This is a genomic window from Neorhizobium sp. S3-V5DH, assembly GCF_004343065.1.
Taxonomy (GTDB): domain Bacteria; phylum Pseudomonadota; class Alphaproteobacteria; order Rhizobiales; family Rhizobiaceae; genus Neorhizobium; species Neorhizobium huautlense.
This window is the reverse complement of sequence record NZ_SMCL01000001.1, coordinates 82456-103805: the sequence shown is the minus strand read 5'-3', so window position 1 is coordinate 103805 and position 21350 is coordinate 82456. Positions and strand designations below refer to the sequence as shown.

At 61.5% G+C, this 21350-nt stretch carries 16 protein-coding genes; 3 read left to right on the top strand and 13 right to left on the bottom strand.

Features of this window, described 5'->3' with window-relative positions; translation table 11 throughout:
* Positions 1-119: 119 nt before the first annotated feature.
* Complete coding sequence (gene trpS / locus EDE09_RS00530; RefSeq protein WP_112797500.1) at positions 120-1184, bottom strand: tryptophan--tRNA ligase; 1065 nt, start codon at positions 1182-1184, stop codon at positions 120-122.
* Between the two features lie 763 nt (positions 1185-1947).
* On the opposite strand from trpS, the gene EDE09_RS00525 reads away from it, so the two are divergent.
* Positions 1948-2388: a DUF882 domain-containing protein gene (locus EDE09_RS00525; RefSeq protein WP_105370469.1), complete on the top strand. Its 441-nt coding sequence runs from the start codon at positions 1948-1950 to the stop codon at positions 2386-2388.
* On the opposite strand, the gene murJ is transcribed toward EDE09_RS00525, so the two are convergent.
* The 4 genes from murJ to mutS form a co-directional block, all read right to left on the bottom strand.
* Positions 2385-3956, bottom strand: a complete 1572-nt coding sequence (gene murJ, locus EDE09_RS00520; RefSeq protein WP_112802506.1) for a murein biosynthesis integral membrane protein MurJ — start codon at positions 3954-3956, stop codon at positions 2385-2387. The two genes, EDE09_RS00525 and murJ, sit on opposite strands and share 4 nt — an antisense overlap.
* Before the next feature lie 258 nt (positions 3957-4214).
* Entirely contained in the window at positions 4215-7040 is a 2826-nt protein-coding gene (locus EDE09_RS00510) for a [protein-PII] uridylyltransferase (RefSeq protein ID WP_112802502.1), read from the bottom strand.
* A 110-nt stretch (positions 7041-7150) separates the two neighbouring features.
* Entirely contained in the window at positions 7151-8179 is a 1029-nt protein-coding gene (locus EDE09_RS00505; RefSeq protein WP_112802500.1) for an AraC family transcriptional regulator, read from the bottom strand.
* Between the two features lie 122 nt (positions 8180-8301).
* Positions 8302-10947 carry a DNA mismatch repair protein MutS gene (gene mutS / locus EDE09_RS00500; RefSeq protein WP_245505060.1) on the bottom strand — a complete coding sequence of 882 codons (2646 nt, stop codon included), beginning with the start codon at positions 10945-10947 and terminating at the stop codon, positions 8302-8304.
* A gap of 204 nt (positions 10948-11151) precedes the next feature.
* On the opposite strand from mutS, the gene EDE09_RS00495 reads away from it, so the two are divergent.
* Positions 11152-13434, top strand: a complete 2283-nt coding sequence (locus EDE09_RS00495) for an NADP-dependent malic enzyme (RefSeq protein ID WP_105370464.1) — start codon at positions 11152-11154, stop codon at positions 13432-13434.
* 245 nt (positions 13435-13679) lie between these two features.
* Here the strand turns inward: EDE09_RS00495 and EDE09_RS00485 are convergent, their stop codons facing one another.
* The 5 genes from EDE09_RS00485 to EDE09_RS00465 form a co-directional block, all read right to left on the bottom strand.
* Positions 13680-14552 (bottom strand): GNAT family N-acetyltransferase, encoded by an 873-nt coding sequence (locus EDE09_RS00485; protein WP_105370463.1) that lies wholly within the window; start codon positions 14550-14552, stop codon positions 13680-13682.
* A gap of 99 nt (positions 14553-14651) precedes the next feature.
* A complete protein-coding gene (locus EDE09_RS00480) occupies positions 14652-16430 on the bottom strand; it encodes a response regulator (protein ID WP_112802491.1) in 1779 nt (592 codons plus the stop codon).
* A gap of 55 nt (positions 16431-16485) precedes the next feature.
* Positions 16486-16977 (bottom strand): signal peptidase II, encoded by a 492-nt coding sequence (gene lspA, locus EDE09_RS00475; protein WP_112802488.1) that lies wholly within the window; start codon positions 16975-16977, stop codon positions 16486-16488.
* Complete coding sequence (locus tag EDE09_RS00470; protein WP_112802486.1) at positions 16974-17834, bottom strand: RNA methyltransferase; 861 nt, start codon at positions 17832-17834, stop codon at positions 16974-16976. Before EDE09_RS00470 ends, lspA begins: the two co-directional genes overlap by 4 nt.
* On the bottom strand, positions 17831-18943 hold the full coding sequence (locus EDE09_RS00465) for a class I SAM-dependent methyltransferase (protein ID WP_112802525.1): 1113 nt from the start codon (positions 18941-18943) through the stop codon (positions 17831-17833). The genes EDE09_RS00470 and EDE09_RS00465 overlap by 4 nt, the downstream gene beginning before the upstream one ends.
* Positions 18944-19117: 174 nt before the next feature.
* On the opposite strand from EDE09_RS00465, the gene EDE09_RS00460 reads away from it, so the two are divergent.
* Positions 19118-19573: a carbon monoxide dehydrogenase subunit G gene (locus tag EDE09_RS00460; protein WP_105370459.1), complete on the top strand. Its 456-nt coding sequence runs from the start codon at positions 19118-19120 to the stop codon at positions 19571-19573.
* 12 nt (positions 19574-19585) lie between these two features.
* Here EDE09_RS00460 and EDE09_RS00455 read toward each other — a convergent pair whose 3' ends face one another.
* From EDE09_RS00455 to sppA, 3 genes are all read right to left on the bottom strand, one after another.
* Positions 19586-19921, bottom strand: a complete 336-nt coding sequence (locus EDE09_RS00455) for a lipopolysaccharide assembly protein LapA domain-containing protein (protein ID WP_105370458.1) — start codon at positions 19919-19921, stop codon at positions 19586-19588.
* 105 nt (positions 19922-20026) lie between these two features.
* Entirely contained in the window at positions 20027-20326 is a 300-nt protein-coding gene (locus EDE09_RS00450; RefSeq protein ID WP_105370457.1) for an integration host factor subunit beta, read from the bottom strand.
* Between the two features lie 26 nt (positions 20327-20352).
* Entirely contained in the window at positions 20353-21309 is a 957-nt protein-coding gene (gene sppA / locus EDE09_RS00445; RefSeq protein ID WP_112802484.1) for a signal peptide peptidase SppA, read from the bottom strand.
* Positions 21310-21350: the final 41 nt, after the last annotated feature.

Sequence of the window (21350 nt, the reverse complement as noted above, 5' to 3'; positions counted from 1 at the left end):
CCCCCTCTTCGCCGGTTCACGACCGAAGCGGTCGCGATGGCGAACTTATACCAACAGCGAAAAATGAAAACCCGCCATGAAAGCCATGGCGGGTATGCAATCTTTACGTGACGCCTGACTTATTTCAGAAAGCCGACGATATCGAAGACCTCGCCCATGACCTTCTCGGCCCGGGCGCGGGCGCGCTCGCCGCCATCGCGAAGGATCGCATCGATGTGGGTCGTATCGCCCAGAAGCCGCCGCATCTCGGCGGTAATCGGCGAAAGCACGCTGACCGCGAGATCGGCAAGCGCCGGCTTGAAGACCGAAAACTGCTGACCGCCGAACTCGGAAAGAATATCGGCCTTCGTCCTGTCTGCGAGCGCGGCATAGATGCCGACGAGATTGTCCGCTTCCGGGCGGCCCTTCAGTCCCTCGACCTCGCTCGGGAGACCTTCAGGGTCGGTCTTGGCTTTGCGGATCTTCTTGGCGATCTCTTCCGGCTCGTCCATCAGGTTGATGCGCGAAAGATCCGACGGATCGGATTTCGACATCTTCTTGGTGCCGTCGCGCAGCGACATGACGCGGGGCGCCGGACCATCGATCAGCGGTTCGACCAGCGGGAAATAACCGTGGATCGGCTCCTCCCCGACGACCATGTCGACGCCGGTGCCGGTCGCACGGATCTTCTCCTGGAAATCGATATTGAATTTCTGAGCGATATCGCGCGCAAGCTCGAGGTGCTGCTTCTGGTCGTCGCCGACCGGCACATGGGTGGCGCGGTAAACGAGGATGTCGGCGGCCATCAGGCTCGGATAGGCCAAGAGGCCGAGCGAGGCGTTTTCGCGGTCCTTGCCGGCCTTGTCCTTGAACTGGGTCATGCGGTTCATCCAGCCGATGCGGGCGACGCAATTGAAGATCCAGGCAAGTTCGGCATGCTGAGGCACGGCCGACTGGTTGAAGACGATATGTTTCTTTGGGTCGATGCCCGAGGCGATAAAGGCTGCGGCGATGGAACGGATCTGGCCGCGAAGATCGTCATGGACGAGCTGGGCGGTGATCGCATGCAGGTCGACGACACAATAGATGCAGTCGTTGTTTTCCTGGAGTGCGACGAATTTGCGGATTGCGCCGAGATAATTGCCAAGATGGAGATTGCCGGTCGGTTGAACGCCGGAAAAAACAAGCGGCTTGAAGGAATTCATTATCGTCCTCGATAGGCTGGTGGAGGGCCCCAGGCCCGAAGGGCCATGTTGCTAACGCGCGGGCTTATGCACGGTGGAGGATGCGGGATCAAGGGGCGCGCGGGGCTTTATTTAAAGGCAGACTCGTCCCTTGGTGCTGTCGTGATTTTTCAGTTTCGGCCGGGACACGTCGTGTGCCTCGTATAAATTAGTTTAGGTGACACGCGACGTGTCCCGTTCGGTGTGTTTTTCCGCGCAACTCCGGTTCCTCTGCGGCGACCCGTTTGTCGATGATGTTTATCAGGGCCGGTTTGTGTGCGACACACGCACGCCCCGCCGGTTCCGGCGAGGGGGGAACCATTTTCTGCGCAGCCCCTGACGATCCGCTTGCATAAGGGCGGTTCGCCAGATCACCGGTCCCGCCTCGCCGGTTATGCGGGCCGGTGTAGCCGAAGCGGGACAGGCAAATTCTAGGCGGAGCCGGCGCGGACGGGGATGCGAGGGGATGGAAGAAAATCGTCCCCGGACAGCCGATGCCGGGAAAGGAATGGCGAAAGCCGATCCACCTACCACTTTTGGTCTCAAGCTTTCCGTCGCCTACCTATAAAGGGGAATTTCTTGCTCCCCATCATCCGAAAAGATTAACGTCTATTAGCCTTTAAGGCAGGAACTTTCCCATTTTTGAGCAAAAGCCTCCTTATTCGCGCCTCTTTTGGAAAAGAAATACTCTCCCCGTACCACGGTTAATCCGTCATGAACGACGGGTCTCATCTCGGGGGATGTCATGCGCAATATTTTTCGCGTCGCGCTTACCTGCCTTCTGGCGCTCGGATTCAATGTGAACGCCGAAGCCGGCGAAAGCCAGAAACGCCGAGGCAACATTTTCAGACACGACTATACCGCCTTTTACACCGTGCAACGGGTGAGCGTCCGGACGAACTGTTTTCCGGAAAAACTCGGAGCCATTCTTGCCCATATCGCAAAGCAGACCGGCCGAAAGCCGATGGTGACGTCCGGTCACCGGCCACGATCAGGCCGATCGCAGCACAGCAACTGCTACGCCGCAGATATCCGCGTGCCCGGCGTTTCGGAACGGACGATCCTTGCGGCGGCTTCCAGCGCGCCTGGAATCGGCGGCATCGGGCGCTACTGCAACGGCATCGTCCACGTGGATATCGGGCCTAAACGGCGCTGGGTCCATTGCGGGCGACGGTCGAGAGGCTAGCCTATCTTCGGCTTTCGCTTCAGGTTCCGCCGGATCATGCCGATATCGGCGCCGCCGATCAGGAAAGCCGCGGCAAAATAGACCACCATGGCAAGCATCAGCAGGGCGCCGAGTGCTGCAACCTGATAAAGCAGCGAAACCTGCGGCGCCAGCCACGGCCCGGCATAGGGCAGCGCATAGATCAGTGCTGCCGACATGATGCCGGCGGCGACCAGCAGCAGGATGAGCCGCTTCGCAAGCGCCCATTCCCAAGCAAGGTCGCCGCGCCAGAGGAGCGTCGAAAAGAGCAGGACGGTATTGATCCAGCCGGCGGCCGCCTCCGCCGTCGCGATGCCGCGCTCGGCGATCAGCGGAAAGAGCGAGATCGCCAGGACGGAATTGAGGACGACGGAGACCATGGTGAAACGCATCGGCGTCCTGGTATCCTCGCGGGCATAAAAGCCCGGCTGCAGCGCCTTGATCAGCACGAAGCCCGGAAGACCGACACCATAAATGGCGAGAATGGAAGCCACGACGTCAGTGTTTTCCGCCGAAAAGGCACCGCGCTCGTAGAGAACCCGGATGATCGCTTCCGAAAGTATCCAAAGACCTGCGGCGGCCGGCAGCGTCAGGAACAGCACGAACTCGATCGATCGGTTCTGGGTATTGGCAGCTTCCTTCACATGGCCAGCCTTCAAGGCTCTTGCGAGCTCCGGCAGCAGGACGACCCCGACCGCAACGCCGACCACCCCGAGCGGAAGCTGATAGATCCGGTCGGCGTATTGAAGTGCCGCGATCGCGCCCTCCTTGCCGGATGCGATCGCCTGGCCGATGATCTGGTTGATCTGGGTGATGCCGCCGGTCACCGCCGCCGGCACGGCGAGGACGAGAAGGCGCTTGACGTTCGACGTCATTCTCGGGCGGCGGAAGCCGATATTGATGCCGGCATGGCGCACGCCGACATAGACCACAGCCAATTGCAGGATGCCGGCGACCAGCACGCTCCAGGAGAGATACCAGGCGATGGTGAGCGGTTCAGCGCCGATCCAAAGCCCATAAAACAGGGCCGCGATCATCACGACATTGAGGAAGACCGGGGCGATCGCTGCCGCAAAGAAATGATGCAGCGAATTGAGCATACCGCTCATCATCGCCGTCAAGGACATGCACATCAGGTAGGGGAACATCACGGCCGCCATGCGGATCGTGATCGACGTCTTTTCCGGGTCATCAGCAAAACCCGGCGCGATCACCCATTCCACCAGCCACGGCATAGCCAGTTCCATGACGATGGTGATGATCATCAGGGCCGAAAACAGAACGCCGAAGACCTCTTCCGAAAACCGCTTGGCGCCTTCTATGCCGTTCGCCTCGATTTCCTTAGAAAAGAGCGGCACGAAGGCTGCGTTGAAGGCGCCTTCGGCGAACAGGCGCCGGAAAAGGTTAGGAAAGCGGAAGGCGGCATAAAAGACATCGGCCATCGGCCCGGTGCCCAAGGCGGCGGCCATCAGCGTCTCACGCGCGAAACCGAAGATACGGCTGCCAAGCGTCGCACCGCCGACGGTCGCGAATTTTCTGACAAGGCTCATAGGGCGGGGCTCATCGTGTCGTGCGAAATAGCACCGGCTTCAGCAAGCCCGCCCCCCTCTGGCCTGCCGGCCATCTCCCCCACAAGGGGGGAGATTACAAGCGGCGCGCTTTTCCCGCCAAATTGGCGAAGAGCCGAATAGGGGCGCCTATTGTTTGGTGACACCGTTTCCGCCAGCCGATCTCCCTCCTTGTGGGGGAGATGGCCGGCAGGCCAGAGGGGGGTGTACTTCCAAGCAAAGATGTTCATCAAAGACGGCTCACGCGCTTGCCTTGGTCTTGCGCTGGGCAGGCGTCGGCGCAGGCGCGATGATGCCGGTCGGCATGCCGCTTCTCAACTCGTCTTCCTGTTCCGACATGACGGCCTTCAGCCTCGCAGAGATATTGCCCTGGCGGTTCTCGTTGATGATCTTCGAGCCGACGAGATCTGTGACGTAGAAGGTATCGATGACCTTTTCGCCGAAGGTGGTGATATGCGCTGAATGGATATCGAGCGACAGGTCGGCCAGGACCGCGGTGATATCCGCAAGCAGGCCCGTACGGTCCAGGCACTCCACCTCGATGACGGTGAACTTGTTCGAAAGCGCGTTCGAGATGGTGACGGAGGGCGGCAGGACGAAGGTCTTGTTGCGCTTGCGGGATTTGGCCCGGGTGGCAATGACCTCCGGCAGGCGTTTCTTGCCCGACAGCACGTCCTCGATCATGCGGCTGATCGTGCCGGCGCGGCGAAGCTCGTCCTCGTCCACCTGGAATTCGCGATTGATGAGAATCGTGTCCAGCGCACGCCCGTCGGATGTGGTGAAGATCTGCGCGTCGGCGATATTGGCGCCCGCCGCGGCGCAAGCGCCGGCGATGATCGACAGGAGGCGCGGATGGTCCGGCGCCAGAATGGTGATCTCGGTGATCGCATGAAACGAGTCGGTGCGGACCATGGTGGCAAGCGCCTGGCCGGCCTTGTCCGCATCGCGGATGAATTTGGCGTGGCGGACCTGATCGTCCAGCGATACCGAGAGCAGATAAGGCTGGTAATGCAGCTTGGAATAGGTGCGGCGCTCCTTCTGGCTCCAGTCGCCAAGCGCCTTGAAAAGCTCCTCTTCAGCCTGCTTGGCGCGCTCCTTGCGCGACAGCTCCGAGAAGCCGCCGGACAAGAGCAGCTCGGTCTCATAATAAAGCGTGCGCAGCAGCTGGCCCTTCCAGCCGTTCCAGACGCCCGGACCGACCGCACGGATATCGCAGATGGTCAGCACGAGGAGCAGCTTCAGCCGGTCCATCGACTGCACCTTTTCGGCAAAGTCGGTAACGGTCTTGCGGTCGTGCAGGTCGCGCGTCTGGGCGGTCATCGACATCAGGAGATGTTCCTCGATCAGCCAGACGACCAGTTCGGTCTGTTTCGGGTTGAGCCCGAGCCGCGGGCAGAGCTTGCGCGCTATGCGGGCGCCGGCGATCGAGTGATCCTCCTGGCGACCCTTGGCGATATCATGCAGCAGGACGGCGACGTAAAGCACCGTCCGATCCTCGATGCTCGGCATCAATTTGTTCGAGAGCGGATGAATATCGGCGGCCTTGCCCTGATCCACCTCTGACAGCGCTTCCACCGAGCGTATCAGGTGCTCGTCGACCGTGTAGTGATGATACATGTTGAACTGCATCATCGCCACGACCTTGCCGAACTCGGGAATGAAGCGGCCGAGAACGCCCGCCTCGTTCATCCGGCGGAGCATGAGGGCCGGATCGCGGCGGGAGGTCAACATGGAGAGGAAGAGGCGGTTGGCCTCTTCGTTCTCGCGCACGTCGTTGTCGATCAGCGAGAGCGAGCGGGTCATGTGCTTCAGCGCGTCCGGATGCAGCTCAAGCTCGTTGATATCCGCCACATGGAAGAAGCGTATGATATTGATCGGATCGCGCTTGAAGACATCCGGGTCGGCAAGCGTGATGCGACCGCGATCTTCCACAAATTCGACCGTGCCGGGGATCTTGCGCAGCCGCTTGGTAAAGCGCGAGATGACACGCTGGGTCAGGCCCGGCGCCGCCTTCGCCTGATGTTCTTCGAGCGCGGCGCAGAGGATGCGGGTGAGATCGCCGACATCCTTGGCGACCAGGAAATAATGCTTCATGAAGCGCTCGACGGCGGACATGCCCGGACGCGAATGGTAACCGAGGCTTTCGGCGATTTCGCGTTGGATGTCGAAGGAAAGGCGTTCCTCCGCCTTGCCGGTCAGAAAATGCATGTGGCAGCGAACGGCCCAAAGGAAGTCATCCGCCTTGTCGAACAGGCGCCATTCCTCGCGCGAGAGGACGCCGAGCTTGACGAGATCGGCCGTATCGCGGACGCGGTAATAATATTTCGCGATCCAGAAGAGGGTATGGAGGTCGCGAAGACCGCCCTTGCCTTCCTTCACGTTCGGCTCCACGAGATAGCGGGTATCACCCGCTTTCTGGTGACGCTGGTCGCGCTCGGCGAGTTTGGCGGCGATGAATTCAGGGCCTGTGTCGGCGACGATCTCCCTGTCGAAACGGGTCTCCAGCTCCTTCACCAGACGCTCGCAGCCGCAGATGTCCCGGCTCTCGAGGATGGCCGTGCGGATCGTCATGTCCGTCTTGGACAGGCGGATGCATTCCTCCAGGGTGCGGGTGGCATGGCCGACCTTGAAGCCCAGATCCCACAGGACGTAAAGCAGGAACTCCACGGCCTTGCGCATATTCTCCGAATTTTTCTCCGGGAGAAGGAAGAGAAGGTCGATATCGGACCCCGGCGCCAATGTGCCGCGTCCATAACCGCCGACAGCCGCGATCGCGATCGCGCTGCTCTCCGGATAGACGCCGGCTGCGATTGTTTCGTGCAGGGCGCAGATCAGCTGATCCTGAAGCCAGGAAATGCGCCGCGCGCAGGCGAGCCCGCTGCCGTCCCTGGCCAACAGTTCCCGCGCCTTTTCGCGTCCTTCGACGCTGGCGCGGCGCAGGACCGGCAAGAGAGCGGCGCGCAATTCCAGCTGCGAGCGGTTCTTGTCCTCGGCGATCGCCTTGCATTCGGCCCTGAGCCGGGTTGCGTCGAGCAGTTCAGAAAAATCGATATCGTGTCTGGCCATGTTATCCTGCCGGTGCCGGCCTGCCGGGGAGGCTATAGCGATTTCGGGGCACCTTGACCAACAATTATCACTGCCGGTCGTTTCAAAGTTGTTTCTTCCCGACACAAAGTTCAAGTCCGCTTCGGTTCTGCGGAGCCGCTTTGCGCCTGATTGGCCCGTATGCGGTACTGCGCCGGGCTCATGCCCGTCACGCGACGAAATTCGCGGTTGAAGTTCGATTTCGTCGAAAAGCCGACATCCAACATGATCGCGGTGACCGTCTGCTCGCTCTCCCTGAGGAGACGGCAGGCTTCGGCGACGCGCCGGTTGTTGACGAATTGCGAGACGTTGAGGCCGGTCGCGCGGTTGATGGCGGAAGAGACATCTCGCACGGAGAGGCCGGTCCTGCGGGCAAGCTTCGCGAGGCTCAGACCTTCACTCTTGTAAAGTTCGCGATCCTCCAGCGCCACCTCCACACGGGCGAGGATGGCGCCCTCTTCGGCAGTCGCCTTCATGGCCGGCCTTGCCGGAGCGCCGGAGACCGCAAGCTCCGGCGCGAAGTAATAGACCACCACGGCGGCGATTGCAGCGATATTCATGATGGCGACCGCGAGAGGCACATCATCGGAGCCGTAGAGGCCTGCATAGACGGCGAGCCCAGCGTCGCTTACAGCAAAGAATAACATCAGACCTGCGGTCAGACGGGCCGCACGAAACGCCGGGCGCATGCGCTGCAGCGAGGCCTCGGCCATCACCTCGGCGCCGTTCGCAACGGTGAGCCGCCACAGCGCGAAAGCATAGCCGACGAAGACGGCCAGCAGCAGCGGGTCGACCAGATCCCGAAAGAGCCCAACGGTGATCGAAACGGCAAGCGGCGGCAGCAGATGGAGCCAGGGCCTCGGGAGAGGCTTCGACGTCAACCCGCGAAACGCCAGAAAAGCAAGCGGCGGCATGATGGATGCCGAGACTGGAAGAAAGGGTGTCAACCCCTCGACACCATAACCAAAGCGCAGACCCACACCGATGCCCTGCAAGGCATAAAGGGCGAGAAAAGCATAAAAATAACGGCGGGTGCCGGGGACTTCGACGCCCTTCAGGCTGCGATAAAGCGTCAGCGCGAAGACAAGGCCGGCAAGGAATGGCAAGGGAATGGAGAGCAATGCAGATATCCGACGAAAGTCGCCTCAAATCCAGATTTCGATGCCTATCATGTTCCAAGTCGAAAAGCATGAAGAGACCGCCGCAGGATGCGCCGGCCGTCTTGCTCTCAGATCAAAAGCTGTCAGTTCAGCTGCTTCTTCAGCGCATAAAGCGCGTCCAATGCCTCGCGCGGGGTCATGTCGTCGGGGTTGATTGCTTTCAGTGCCTCCTCCACCTTCGACGGCCCGGCGCGCTTGGCCTCCTCGCGGCGCACTGCGACCTGGAAGAGCGGCAGGTCGTCGATCAGCTGGCTTGCCGGGTTTTTGCGGTCGGAATCCTCGAGCTTGGTCAGAACATCACGGGCGCGGGCCACGACACTGTCGGGAAGTCCCGCGAGCCGGGCGACCTGGATACCGTAAGAGCGGTCGGCGGCACCTGGGCCGACTTCGTGCAGGAAGATCACCTCGCCGTCCCATTCCTTGACCTTCATCGTGGCGTTGGAGAGACGATTGAGCTTTTCCGACAGCACGGTCAGTTCGTGAAAGTGGGTGGCGAAGAGGCCGCGGCAGCGGTTCGCCTCATGCAGGTGCTCGACCGCCGCCCAGGCGATCGACAGGCCGTCGAAGGTGGCGGTGCCGCGGCCGATCTCGTCGAGGATCACCAACGACCGGTCGGTCGCCTGGTTGAGGATCGCCGCCGTCTCGACCATTTCCACCATGAAGGTGGAGCGGCCGCGCGCCAGGTCGTCCGAAGCGCCGACCCGGGAAAAAAGCCGGTCGACGATGCCGATATGGGCGGAGGTCGCCGGCACGAAGGAGCCCATCTGCGCAAGGATGGCGATCAGCGCATTCTGGCGCAGGAAGGTTGATTTACCGCCCATGTTCGGGCCGGTGAGCAGCCAGAGCGCGCCGAACTCGCCGGTCCCATACGGGGAAAGATCGCAGTCGTTGGCGATGAAGGGACCCGAGGACTGGCGGCGCAATGCCTGCTCGACCACCGGATGCCGACCCCCTTCGATCGCGAACATGCAGGAGGCATCCACCACCGGACGGCGGTAGTTCCACTCCTCGGCGAGCATCGCGAGGCCCGCCGCCACATCGACGACCGCGAGCGCGCGGGCGCCGGCCTTGATCGCCTCGGCTTCGGCGGTAACGGCCTCGACCATTTTTCCGAAGGCTTCGAGTTCGATCGTCAGCGCCCGATCGGCGGCGTTGGCGATCCGGCTTTCGAGATCGGCAAGCTCCGTCGTGGTGAAGCGCATGGCGCTCGCCATCGTCTGGCGATGGATGAAGCGCGCCTTGCCTTCCGGCGTGTCGGTCATGGTGCCGGAATTGCCGGCAGTGACTTCGATGAAGTAACCAAGCACGTTGTTGTGCTTGATCTTCAGCGATTTGATGCCGGTCTCCTCGGCATACTGAAGCTGGAGCGCCGCGATTACGCGGCGGGACTGATCGCGCAGCGCACGCACCTCGTCCAGCTCCGAATGGGCGCCGTCAGCCAGGAAGCCGCCGTCGCGCTTCAGGAGCGGCAGTTCCCTGGCCAGCATGTTGGAAAGCATCGATTCCAGGTGCAGCGGCAGGGCTTTCAAATCGGTGAGCGCATTGCCGAGCTCTTCCGGCAGCAGAGCACCATCAAGAAAGGCCGCCACGCCGCGCGCCGCTTCCAGCCCCTGCAGGATGCTGCCGAGATCGCGCGGACCGCCGCGATCCAGCGCCAGACGGGACAGCGCACGCGGCATATCCGGCACGTGTTTCAGCGAAGAACGAAGCTCGGAGCAGAGCCCAGGCTCCTCCAAGAGGAACGAAATCGAGTCGAGCCGCCGGTTGATGCGGTCGGGATCAGTCAGCGGTGACATCAGCCGCTCGGCGAGCAGACGAGCGCCGCCACCGGTGACGGTGCGGTCGATCGTCTTCAGGAGAGTGCCTTCGCGTTCACCGGACAGTGTGCGGGTGAGTTCCAGGTTGCCGCGGGTGGCGGGATCGATAAAGAGCGTCGAGGCGCCGCTTTCGCGTTCCGGCCGGCCGAGCGGCGGGCGTTCGGCAATCTGGGTCTTTTCCACATAGGCGACCGCGGCCGCGGCGGCGGCCAGCTCGGAGCGGGAGAAGGTGCCGAAGCCGTCCAGCGTCCCGACACCGAAATAGCGGGCGATGCGGCCTTCGGCGCTGGCGCTGTCGAACAGAACGGATGGCTGCGGCACGGCAACCTTGCCCAGCACGTCGAAGACCGGCTTCAACTCCGCATCGTGGAAAATGGTGTCAGCCAAGATCAGCTCGCGCGGATCGATGCGCAGGATATCGGCGAGCAGGCGCGACGGATCGGTTTCAGCGACCCGAAAGACGCCGGTCGAGATGTCGATCCAGGCAAGCGCCATTTGCGCTTCCGAGGAGCCGCGGATGCGGGCGAGCGCCATCAGATAGTTGGATTCGGAGGCGACGAGCAGCTTTTCTTCTGTGATCGTGCCCGGCGTCACGAGCCGGACGACATCGCGCTTTACGACCGATTTCGAACCGCGCCTCTTTGCTTCCGCCGGGTCCTCCACCTGTTCGCAGACGGCAACGCGGAAGCCGAGCGAGATCAGCTTCTGGAGATAGTCGTCCGCTGCATGCACGGGCACGCCACACATGGGAATATCCTGGCCCATGTGCTGGCCGCGCTTCGTCAGGGTGATGCCGAGCGCGCGGGACGCATCGATCGCATCCTCGAAGAACAGTTCGTAGAAATCACCCATGCGATAGAAGAGCAGCGAACCGGGATTGTTCGCCTTGATCTCGATATACTGCTCCATCATCGGCGTCGCGGACGCGCGGCTTTCCTCCGAGGCAAGCTCGGCTGCATTCAGGGCTTCGATGGAGAATCTTTCAAATTGGGTCACAGAACCGATTTTTTGTTGCGCACAGGAATTGGCGACACTATCGATGTTGGCCCCTGAAAGACAATATCTGCCGCGGCCTGGAGGACGGCTGCCCACAAAAAGCTGAAAGCTGGAGGAGACATGCCCGTCAACGACAAGGCCCGCACGCGCACATCCGTGACCGAACAGGAGGCGCTCGACTTTCATTCCGAAGGCCGACCCGGGAAACTCGAGATCAATCCGACCAAACCGATGGCGACGCAGCGCGATCTTTCGCTCGCCTATTCACCTGGCGTCGCCGTGCCCGTCAAGGCGATCGCGGCCGATCCTGCCACCGCCTACGATTACACGACGCGCGGCAATATGGTCGCCGTCATCTCCAACGGCACGGCGATCCTCGGCCTCGGCAATCTCGGGGCACTTGCCTCCAAGCCTGTCATGGAAGGCAAGTCCGTCCTCTTCAAGCGCTTTGCCGACGTCGATTCCATCGATCTCGAGGTCGATACCGAGAACGTCGACGAATTCATCAACTGCGTGCGCTTCCTCGGCCCCTCCTTCGGCGGCATCAATCTCGAAGATATCAAGGCGCCGGAGTGCTTCATCATCGAAAGCCGCTTGCGCGAGCTGATGGACATCCCGGTCTTCCATGACGACCAGCACGGCACGGCAATCATTGCCGCCGCCGGCCTCATCAATGCGCTGGAACTGACCGGACGCGACCTCAAGACGACGAAGCTCGTCTGCAACGGCGCGGGGGCTGCGGCGATCGCCTGCGTCGAACTCATCAAGGCGATGGGCTTCAATCCGGAAAACATCATCCTCTGCGACACCAAGGGCGTCATCTTCCAGGGGCGCACCGAGGGTATGAACCAGTGGAAATCGGCGCATGCGGTGAAGACGAGCAAGCGGACGCTTGAAGAGGCGATGAAGGGCGCGGATGTCGTGTTCGGCCTTTCCCAGAAAGGCGCCTTCAGCGAAGAGATGATCCGCTCCATGGCCGACAAGCCGATCATCTTCGCCATGGCGAACCCGGATCCGGAAATCACGCCGGAAGAAGTCGCCCGTATCCGTGACGATGCGATTATGGCGACCGGCCGCTCGGACTATCCGAACCAGGTCAACAACGTCCTCGGCTTTCCTTACATTTTCCGGGGCGCTCTCGACGTTCGGGCAAGCCAGATCAACGATGCGATGAAGATCGCGGCTGTCAGAGCCCTTGCCAAACTGGCACGGGAAGACGTGCCGGACGATGTCGCCGCGGCCTACCAGGGCAACCGGCCGCGCTTCGGCGCTCAATATATTATCCCCGTGCCGTTCGATCCGCGGCTGATTTCGGCGATCCCGGTCGCCGTTGCGGAAGCGGCAATGGAAAGCGGCGTGGCGCGCAGGAACATTACGGACCTTGCCGCCTATGGCCGCGAGCTCTCCGCCCGCCGCGACCCCATCGCCGCTACCACCCAAGGCATTTACGAGCGCGTGCGCCGCTTTCCGAAACGGGTGGTCTTCGCGGAGGCGGAGGAAGAACAGGTCATGCGGGCGGCGATCTCCTTCTGCCATCAGGAACTCGGAACCGCAATCCTGCTCGGCCGCGACGACGTGATCCGCGCGACAGCGGAAAAGGCCGGCATAGAGCTCGACCGCCCCGGCATCGAAATCCTCAATGCCCGCCTTTCCAATCGGGTCGAGGCTTATACGGATCATCTCTACGCCCGCCTGCAACGGCAAGGCTTCCTGCATCGCGACGTCCAGCGCCTCATTCACAACGACCGCAACCACTTTGCCGCGACCATGGTGGCGATCGGAGACGCGGACGCAATGGTAACCGGCACGACCCGCAACTACGCGACCGCACTGCAGGATATTCGCCGCTGCATCGACCCCAAGCCCGGCCACAAGGTGATCGGCGTCTCGCTAGTGATCTCGCGCGGCCGGACGATCTTCGTCGCCGATACGGCGGTCCACGACATGCCGAATGCCGAGGACATCGCCGATATCGCCGTCGAGGCCGCACGCGTTGCCAAGCGCATGGGTTACGAGCCGCGCGTTGCGCTGCTTGCCTATTCCACCTTCGGTCAACCGATCGGAGAGCGTTCCGAACGGGTGCGCGAGGCGGTGAAGATCCTCGACCAGCGGCGGGTGGACTTCGAATACGATGGCGAGATGGGAGCCGACGTGGCGCTCAATCCGCACCGCATGGAGCAGTACCCGTTCTGCCGGCTTTCCGGCACCGCCAACGTGCTCGTCATGCCGGCGATCCACTCGGCATCGATTTCGACTCGAATGCTGCAGGAGCTTGGCGCTTCGACAGTCATCGGACCGCTACTCGTCGGACTCGACAAGTCGGTGCAGATCACCTCGATGGGCGCCAAGGACAGCGACATCGTCAATATGGCGGCGATCGCAGCTTATAATGCCGGGACGTGAGCCCGAGTGAAGACAACACCCGGGTGTACGAAGGTTAGTAAACTAAGTCCACCCGATTACTTTTGCCACGAAGACGGTCGATATTCATGAAGCGAAAACTCATCTGTCGCACTTTGTCGAGGAGGCGGCAAAAGGAGAGGGTTTTGTGATCGCCAGAGCTGGCAAGCAGAGCATAACCGAAGGCATGCCGCTGCTGACTCCGGACGAACGATCGAGCAATATAACGGGCCAATCAGGCTGGTGCGTTAGCTCGCAAACCGGCCGGCGTCGGCGCCGTAGTAGTTGACGTAGCGGCTGGAGATCGAGGCGATCGGCAAGACGACGAGCACGTCGGTCGTATTGAAGGCGTGGTCGACGACGGCACCGTCGCCGATCATCGCACCGAGACGCAGATAGCCCTTGATCAGCGGCGGCAGGGCCATCAGCGCCTTCTTGGCGTTGACGCCTTCGAATGGCATCAGATCCATCTTGCGATAGAGTTCCGGACGGGCGGAGACTGCCCACTCCCCCTTGGTAGAAACCGTGTGATGCAGGAAGGACAGCGCCAGCGCGTGCTCCTCCGGGTAGATCCCCGGGAAGGAGGCACAGCCGAACATGGCGCTCATGCCGTGTTTCAGCGAGTAGGCCCAGTTGCCCTGCCAGAGCAGTTCGACGGTGCGTTTGGTGCGATAATCCGGCAATACGCAGGAACGGCCAAGTTCCATGAACTGCTTGTCCGGGTGACGGGAGAGCAGCGGCTCGATGTCGAACTCGGAGGCCGAATAGAAGCCGCCGTTGGCGAGCGCCACGTCCTGCCTCAGCAGGCGATAGGTGCCGACGATCTGGTCCTCGATATCGCCCTCAATCGCATGGTCGATCACAAGCAGATGGTCGCAGATAGCGTCATAGGAATCGACATCGCGCCGGCGCCGCATGGCGTCCGAATTCAGGGTCGCGCCCATCTCTTCGACAAAGACGCGGTAACGCACGGCCTGCGCGGCGTCGATCTCGCGATCATTGCGTGCAAGCCGGGTTTCCAGCGTGCCTATGCGGCCGAAGGTATCGCCGCTTGCCGGGGCAGGTGCCGGCGACTGGGTTTTTTCAGAGGTCAAGTTACGGTTCAGGAGTTCAAGTGTCATGGTGATTCGTCCCGTACCGGTTGGATCACCGCCATAAATCACGTCTCTGCAACAGGAACGTGACAACTTTTGTGACAATATGTTCCGGTAGTGATTCCGTCAACGGATCTGTTGACGACCGGACGCGGCCGCGTCCAGAGCCTGGATCTCGTCCAGAAGCTTCAGCGGGTCGACCGGTTTGCCCAAGACAACGCTCGCGCCATTAAGGAGGGCCTCCCGCCGGATATTCTCCCGGCTTTCGCCGGTGAGGACGATGACCGGAACGGGTGCGAGGCCGCCCTGGTTCTCTACTTTGCGCAATGCCGATAGTAGGTCGAGTACCGTCCCTCCCGGCATATGTATATCCGAGATAACCAGATCGGGCCGGGCCTCTTCCCGCAGCGCATCTTCCAGCAATGCGGGAAAATCTTCGGCGAGGATGACGCGATGCCCTGCCTTTACGAGAATGGAACGGGTGAGCAGGGCGCTGACCGGATCATCTTCACCAAGCAGGATAGAAAGCCCATCGACGGGTTTTTCGATGACGGGCGCCGGCGGCACCTGGTTGTCGTTCAACGCGTCGCGTGTGCCGAACCCCCTGAGCAGGCCGCTCAGCACGTCGATCAACGATTTCTCGCGAAGCGGTCGAATGAGCCAGGCATCGAAGAAATCCTGCGGCTGGGAGGCTCGTTCCTCCGGGTTGACAAGCAGGATACGGTGCAGCGGCGCATGCGCTTTTTCATTGGCGTAGTCGGATGCCAGCCGGTGGTCGACGATGAGATCGGTATAGGGCACAGGCCCGGCTTCCGCCCGGTCGATCAGCATCTGGGCCTCCGCCGTATTCGACACGTGCCGGCAGCGACCGCCCAGGGTCTCGATGGTCGCAACCGTCGCCCTCGCCGCCGGGCCATCGGGAGCCAGAAGGAGGACACGGGAGCGGGCCAGCAACTGGTTACGCTCGACGGTGCCCGATTGCGCGACTTCCGCAAGCTGCAGCGGAAAGCGGATCGTGAAGGTGCTGCCGCTTCCCTTGCGGCTCGCAACGGACAGCGAACCGCCGAATTCGGTGAGGATGCGAGAGGCAATTCCGAGGCCGAGGCCGGTGCCTCCGCTGCGCGCTTCTGCGGTGCCCATCTGTTCGAACTCGCCGAAGATCCGCCGCTGTTCGTCGGGCGTCATGCCGGGACCGCTATCGATAACCGCAATCGCTACATTTCCGTTGTCGACACAGGCCCGCACCAGAACGCCGCCCTCCGCGGTGAACTTAACGGCATTGCCGATCACGTTGAAAAGCACCTGCCGGATGCGCGCGGGGTCGAAGTCGAGCAGATCAGGTAGATCGGCGTCCACGGTGGCAGCGATCTCGATGCGCTTTTCGTGGGCACGAGGCGCCAGCAGTTCAACCACGCTTTCGATCACGTGGCGCAGGTTCTCGGCCCGATTGTTAAGCTTGAAACGACCTGCCTCGAGTGTCGAGTAGTCGAGCAGGTCCTCCACGAGCTGCGCCAGGGCATAACCGGATTGGCGGATGCCGCTCAGATAGTTCTGCTGCTCTGCGGTCAGCTTCGTCTGGCCGAGCAGATGGGTCATCCCGAGGATGCCGTTCAGCGGTGTCCGGATTTCATGCACAACCGTCGCGATCTGCCGGGATTTTGCCGCGCTGGCTGCCTCGGCATCTTTCCAGGCCTGATGCAGGCGGGAAACCGTGCGCCTGCGGCGCCATTCGAAGATGCGGGAAAACAGCGCCGCGACCGCATTGGCCGGTGGGCGGGGTTGTTCGCGTGGACCAAGGCCCAAGGCAGGCACAGCCTGCTCCTCCACCGGTTCGGCATTTTCGACCGAGGTGGGAGACGCGAACGCTTTGGCGATACGCTCATGTATTTCGGCAATGTCGCGCATATGGGGAAGACTACCGAGGTTTCTTTCCCAATCCTTAGAGCAATCAGGTAAAATTTTACTGATCGGCGGTTTTCGGTCCGAAAAGCTCGTCGAGTACCACCAGGCCGGCACCGACGGTGATAAAGCTATCGGCCAGATTGAACACCGCAAAGGACCAGGTTGCCGTGTGGAAAAGAATGTAGTCGATCACGTGGCCATACAGAAAACCGTCGATCAGATTGCCGATCGCACCGGCAATGATCAATGCGAAGCCCGCATGGGCGAAAGCCCGATCCTTCGGAGTGCGCCGCCAGAGCCAGACGACGAAGGCGACGATGACGATTCGCATGCCGATGATGAATTCGCGCTCCATGCCGGACAGAAGGGAAAAAGCGACGCCCAGATTATAGGTGCGGTAAAGCGCCAGGACGGGCAGCAACGGCACGGCTTCTTCCATGGGAAGATAATTTTCGACGGCAATCTTCACCATCTGATCGAGGACGACAGCTACGACGATGACGATCAGGGCCACCAACGGCCTCGACAGAAAACTGGCGCGTTGGGTCATTTCTTCTCGTCCAGGGTCAACAGATGGCGGCGCGCCTCAAAGAGCATCACAGCGGTCGCAACGGCAAGATTGAGGGAATCGGCCCTGCCCTGCTGCGGGATACGAACCGTGCGGTCAGCCGCCTTGGCAAGATTGTCAGGCAGGCCGGATTGCTCATTGCCCATCAGCAGCACGACCGGCTTCTTGTCGTAATCGATCGTCCGGTAATCGACGGCGCCGGCGAGATGGGTGGCGACAACCTCCACTCCCGAGCGCTTCTGCCAGGCGAGAAATTCTTCCGCCGAACATTTCACCACAGGCATGGCGAAGACCGAGCCCATGGTGGCGCGTACCGTCTCCAGCGAAAAGGGATCGGTGGATTCGCCGACGAGGACAACGGCGGACGCTCCCGCCGCATCAGCCGTCCGGATGATCGTGCCGAGATTGCCCGGATCGCGGACCCGATCGAGCGCCACCAGCGTTTCGTTCCTAGCCGGTTTCAGATCGTCGAGCTTCTTCCAGCGCTGTTCGAAGATGCCGACAACCATTTGAGGATTGTCGCGGCGGGTGACCGACGACAGCACCTTTTCGCTCACTTCCAGAACCAGCCCGCCGTGTGCCACGGTCTTTGCCGCCACCTGTTCGACCAGCGGCTTGCCCTTGGCTGCCTTGGAATAGACGAGCGTGCGGATCGACCAGCCGAGTTCCAGCGCGTCGATGACGAGTTTCAGGCCTTCGGCCATGAAGGTGCCGCTCTCCTCGCGGTCCTTCTTGTTGGTTAGCGCCTTGATATCCTTGATGATCGGGTTGGCGAGCGAAGTGACTTCCTTCACCTGGCCGACGCGTCGTGGCCCAGTCTTGTGATATTCGTCGGTCATGCGGGTACCCAGCGACTGAAAAGGGACGTGGACAAGGCCCGGCCGGGGCTTTTGCCGTCCAGTCCAGCCTCGCGAATGACAAGTTCGCCGGATTCCACCACGCCGCCTGCACCGCGCATCGTCTCGCGCATCAGTTCGTGAATGGAATAGAAGCTCGCGCGGATTGAATAGGCCGTGAGAACCAGACCGATCGCTTTCGGCGAAAGCAGTTCCCGGCAGATGTCCAGCATCAGTGGCAAATGATCGAAGAGCTGCCAGACCTCACCGTTCGGGCCACGGCCGAATTTTGGCGGATCGGTGAGGATGATGTCATAGCGGTTGCCACGGCGTTCCTCCCGCAGGATGAACTTCATGGCATCCTCGCAGATCCAGCGGATCGGCGCCTTTTCAAGCCGCGCCAGAGCCTGGTTTTCGCGGGCCCAGCCGATTGCCTTTTTGGAGGCATCAACGTGCGTGACCTCGGCGCCGGCGGCGGCTGCAACAAGTGAGGCCACACCGGTGTAACCAAAGAGATTCAGCACCTTGACAGGGCGGTTCGCCTCCTCGGCCCGACGCTTCATCCAGTCCCAATGAACGATCTGCTCGGGAAAGACGCCGACATGCCGGAAGGCCGTGAAGCGGCCGAGAAAATCGACCCCGAGCAGCGATAGCGGCCAGGTTTCGCCAAGAACATCCTTCGGGAAGCGCCAGCGGCCCATGCCGTCCTCGTCCGTATCACCGGTGAAGACCGCATCCGCCTTTTCCCATACATGGGCGGGAAGCGACGGCTGCCAGAGCGCCTGTGCCTCCGGCCGGACAATCCGATAGGGGCCATATTGCTCCAGCTTCAAGCCTTTGCCGCTATCGATCAGGTGGAAATCACCTGCGCCGGAGGATTCCAGGATGACCGGCACCCGCTCGGCCGGCCTCTCCCCCTGGCGGGCAAGAAGCGCACGCGTTTCCGCCGGTGCTGTCACGGCCGCCGGCTTTGCGGCCTTCTCCGGGGGACGGGCTGCCTGCCTCGCCGGTTGCGGCCTGGCTGACGCCTCCGGGCTGCGAGCAGCCCTTTTTGGGGCAGCGGCCTGAACCCTCTTTGCCGGCCGCCTTTCCTTGTTCTTCAATGCGTTCATCCGCTCAGATTGGTGATCGTGGGGCAGCAGATAGCATTTGCCCGGCATTCTTCAAAGTCACTGCCGGACAGATGCCGCGTTTTATTCATCGGGCCACACGCCCACCAATGTTCCCCTTGGCAAAACGAGACGCCGCAGCAATAGTACCGCCACAGGTCTTGGGAGGATCACGACATGGATATGGGCGGCGAAGAACGAATTGCAGCACCCCGCCAGGTGGTGTGGGAGGCCCTCAACGATCCGGAAATTCTCCGCCAGTGCATTCCGGGCTGTCAGACGCTGGAGCAGAAATCGCCAACCGAACTTGTGGCGGCGGTCAAGCTGAAGATCGGGCCGGTTTCGGCGAATTTTTCCGGCGAAGTGACCTTGTCCGACGTCAACCCGCCAGAGAGCTACACGATTTCAGGGGAAGGCAAGGGCGGCATCGCGGGCTTCGCCAAGGGATCGGCGACCGTGACGCTGCTGGAAGACGGCTCCGAAACCTTGCTGCGCTATTCGACGAAAGCGCAGGTCGGCGGCAAGCTCGCCCAGCTCGGCTCTCGCCTCATCGATTCGACATCGCAAAAACTCGCCGGCCAGTTCTTTGCAGACTTCAACAAAGCGGTGATGGCAAAGACCGGGCAAGCTTAGGCCAAGGCCCGTCTATTTGGAAACCAGCTGCCGAGAGGCCGGCTGACCGCCGACGGCAGCCTTGTGTTCCTTCTGCCAGCGCACCGCCTCGCGTGCCTCGACACGAGCCTGCTTGCGATGCCTGCCCTGGCTCCACCAGGTCACAGCCGCGCCGACCAGCATGCCAAAGAGAAGGGCAAGAAACAGGAACAGGAAGAAAGGCGCGCTGACGGCCAGCACGCTGTCTTCCGGCCGGAATGGATTGAGTGCAAGCGTCACCATCTGACGGTTCGCCACCGCCAGCACGATCAATATGATCCCGAGCGGCACGAAGATCACGAGGCTGAGGATCTTTTTGAGCTTGTCCATGGGTAATCTCCGGCAACAGGTCAATCGCCGCTTTACCGGCGTCTGTTGCAGAATAGGCGCGCTTTATGGGGTTTCAAGGGCGACGCAAAGCCGCGCCACAGAGGATCAATCCTCTTCGTCGGCAAGATCCGGATTCAGGCGTTCACGGAGTTCCTTACCGGTTTTGAAGAAGGGAACCCATTTCTCTTCCACGAAGACGCTTTCGCCGGTGCGCGGATTGCGGCCGGAACGGGAAGGACGATTCTTCACCGAAAAGGCGCCGAAGCCACGCAATTCGACCCGGTTTCCGGCGGCAAGGGCATCCGTGATCTCGTCGAGCACGGCGTTCACGATGTTCTCGACGTCGCGATGGTAGAGATGCGGATTGCGAGCTGCAACGATCTGCACCAGTTCTGACTTGATCACGGTTGCCCCCTGAAAAAACTAGATTTTCAACCGCGCCCAACCTGCCAAACCGAGACCAGACCGTCAAGGAACAACTTGTCCGCGCCGAAGATGCGGAGCATATCCGGCGCGATGGCCTCGCCCAGACCGGTCTGCTTGACGAACTGGCCAAGCATGCTCGCAAGCCAGAAGGACGACGACGAGTTCCGCTCCTTCCAGTCGACGACCGGCAGGTCCTTGGAGACGCCGCGCGATTCCAGATAAACGCGGATGTCCTCGTCGCCGCCGAGCTTGTCCACCAGTTTGGCGGTCAGCGCCTGCCGGCCCGTGAAGATCGCTCCGTCGGCGAGCTTCAGCACCTCGTCGCGCGGCAGCTTGCGGCGGTCGGCAACGAGATCGACGAACCAGGCATAGCTGTCCATCACCATGTTGCGGATCATCGTCTTTGCTTCTTCGCTCGCCGGATGGAAGGGAGAAGGCTCAGCCTTCAGCGGCGCCGATTTGATCTCTTCCAGCGAAACGCCGACCTTCTTCATCACCTCATCGACCTGCGGATACTGAAAGATCACGCCGATCGAACCGGTAATCGAGCTCTCGCCGGCGACGATCTGATCGCCTGCAGTGGCGATCATGTAACCGGCCGAGGCAGCAAGGGTGCGGATATCCGAAACGACGGGCTTCTTTTCCGCCACCTTGCGGATGGCCTTGAAAATGCGCTCCCCGCCGTAGGTCGTGCCGCCGGGCGACGAGATCGAAACGACGAGGGCTTTGGCGCGGTCACTCTCGGCGATCCGCTCCAGCCGCTCCAGCAGTTCCTTGTCATCGGTGATCAGCCCCGAAATCTCGATGCGGGCAACATGGGGCACCGTGGATCCGGCGCCTTCGCCAAAAGCAGTGCGATAGAGCGCGAAGCCGATGCCGACCAGGAAAACCAGGGCGACGACGCGCCAGAAGCTCAGCTTGCGGCGCAGGTTCCGCCTGTCCGCGATTGCCATTTGATCCATGGAAAATGCCCTTTGAAATGCGCTTCCGTTGCTAAATAGGC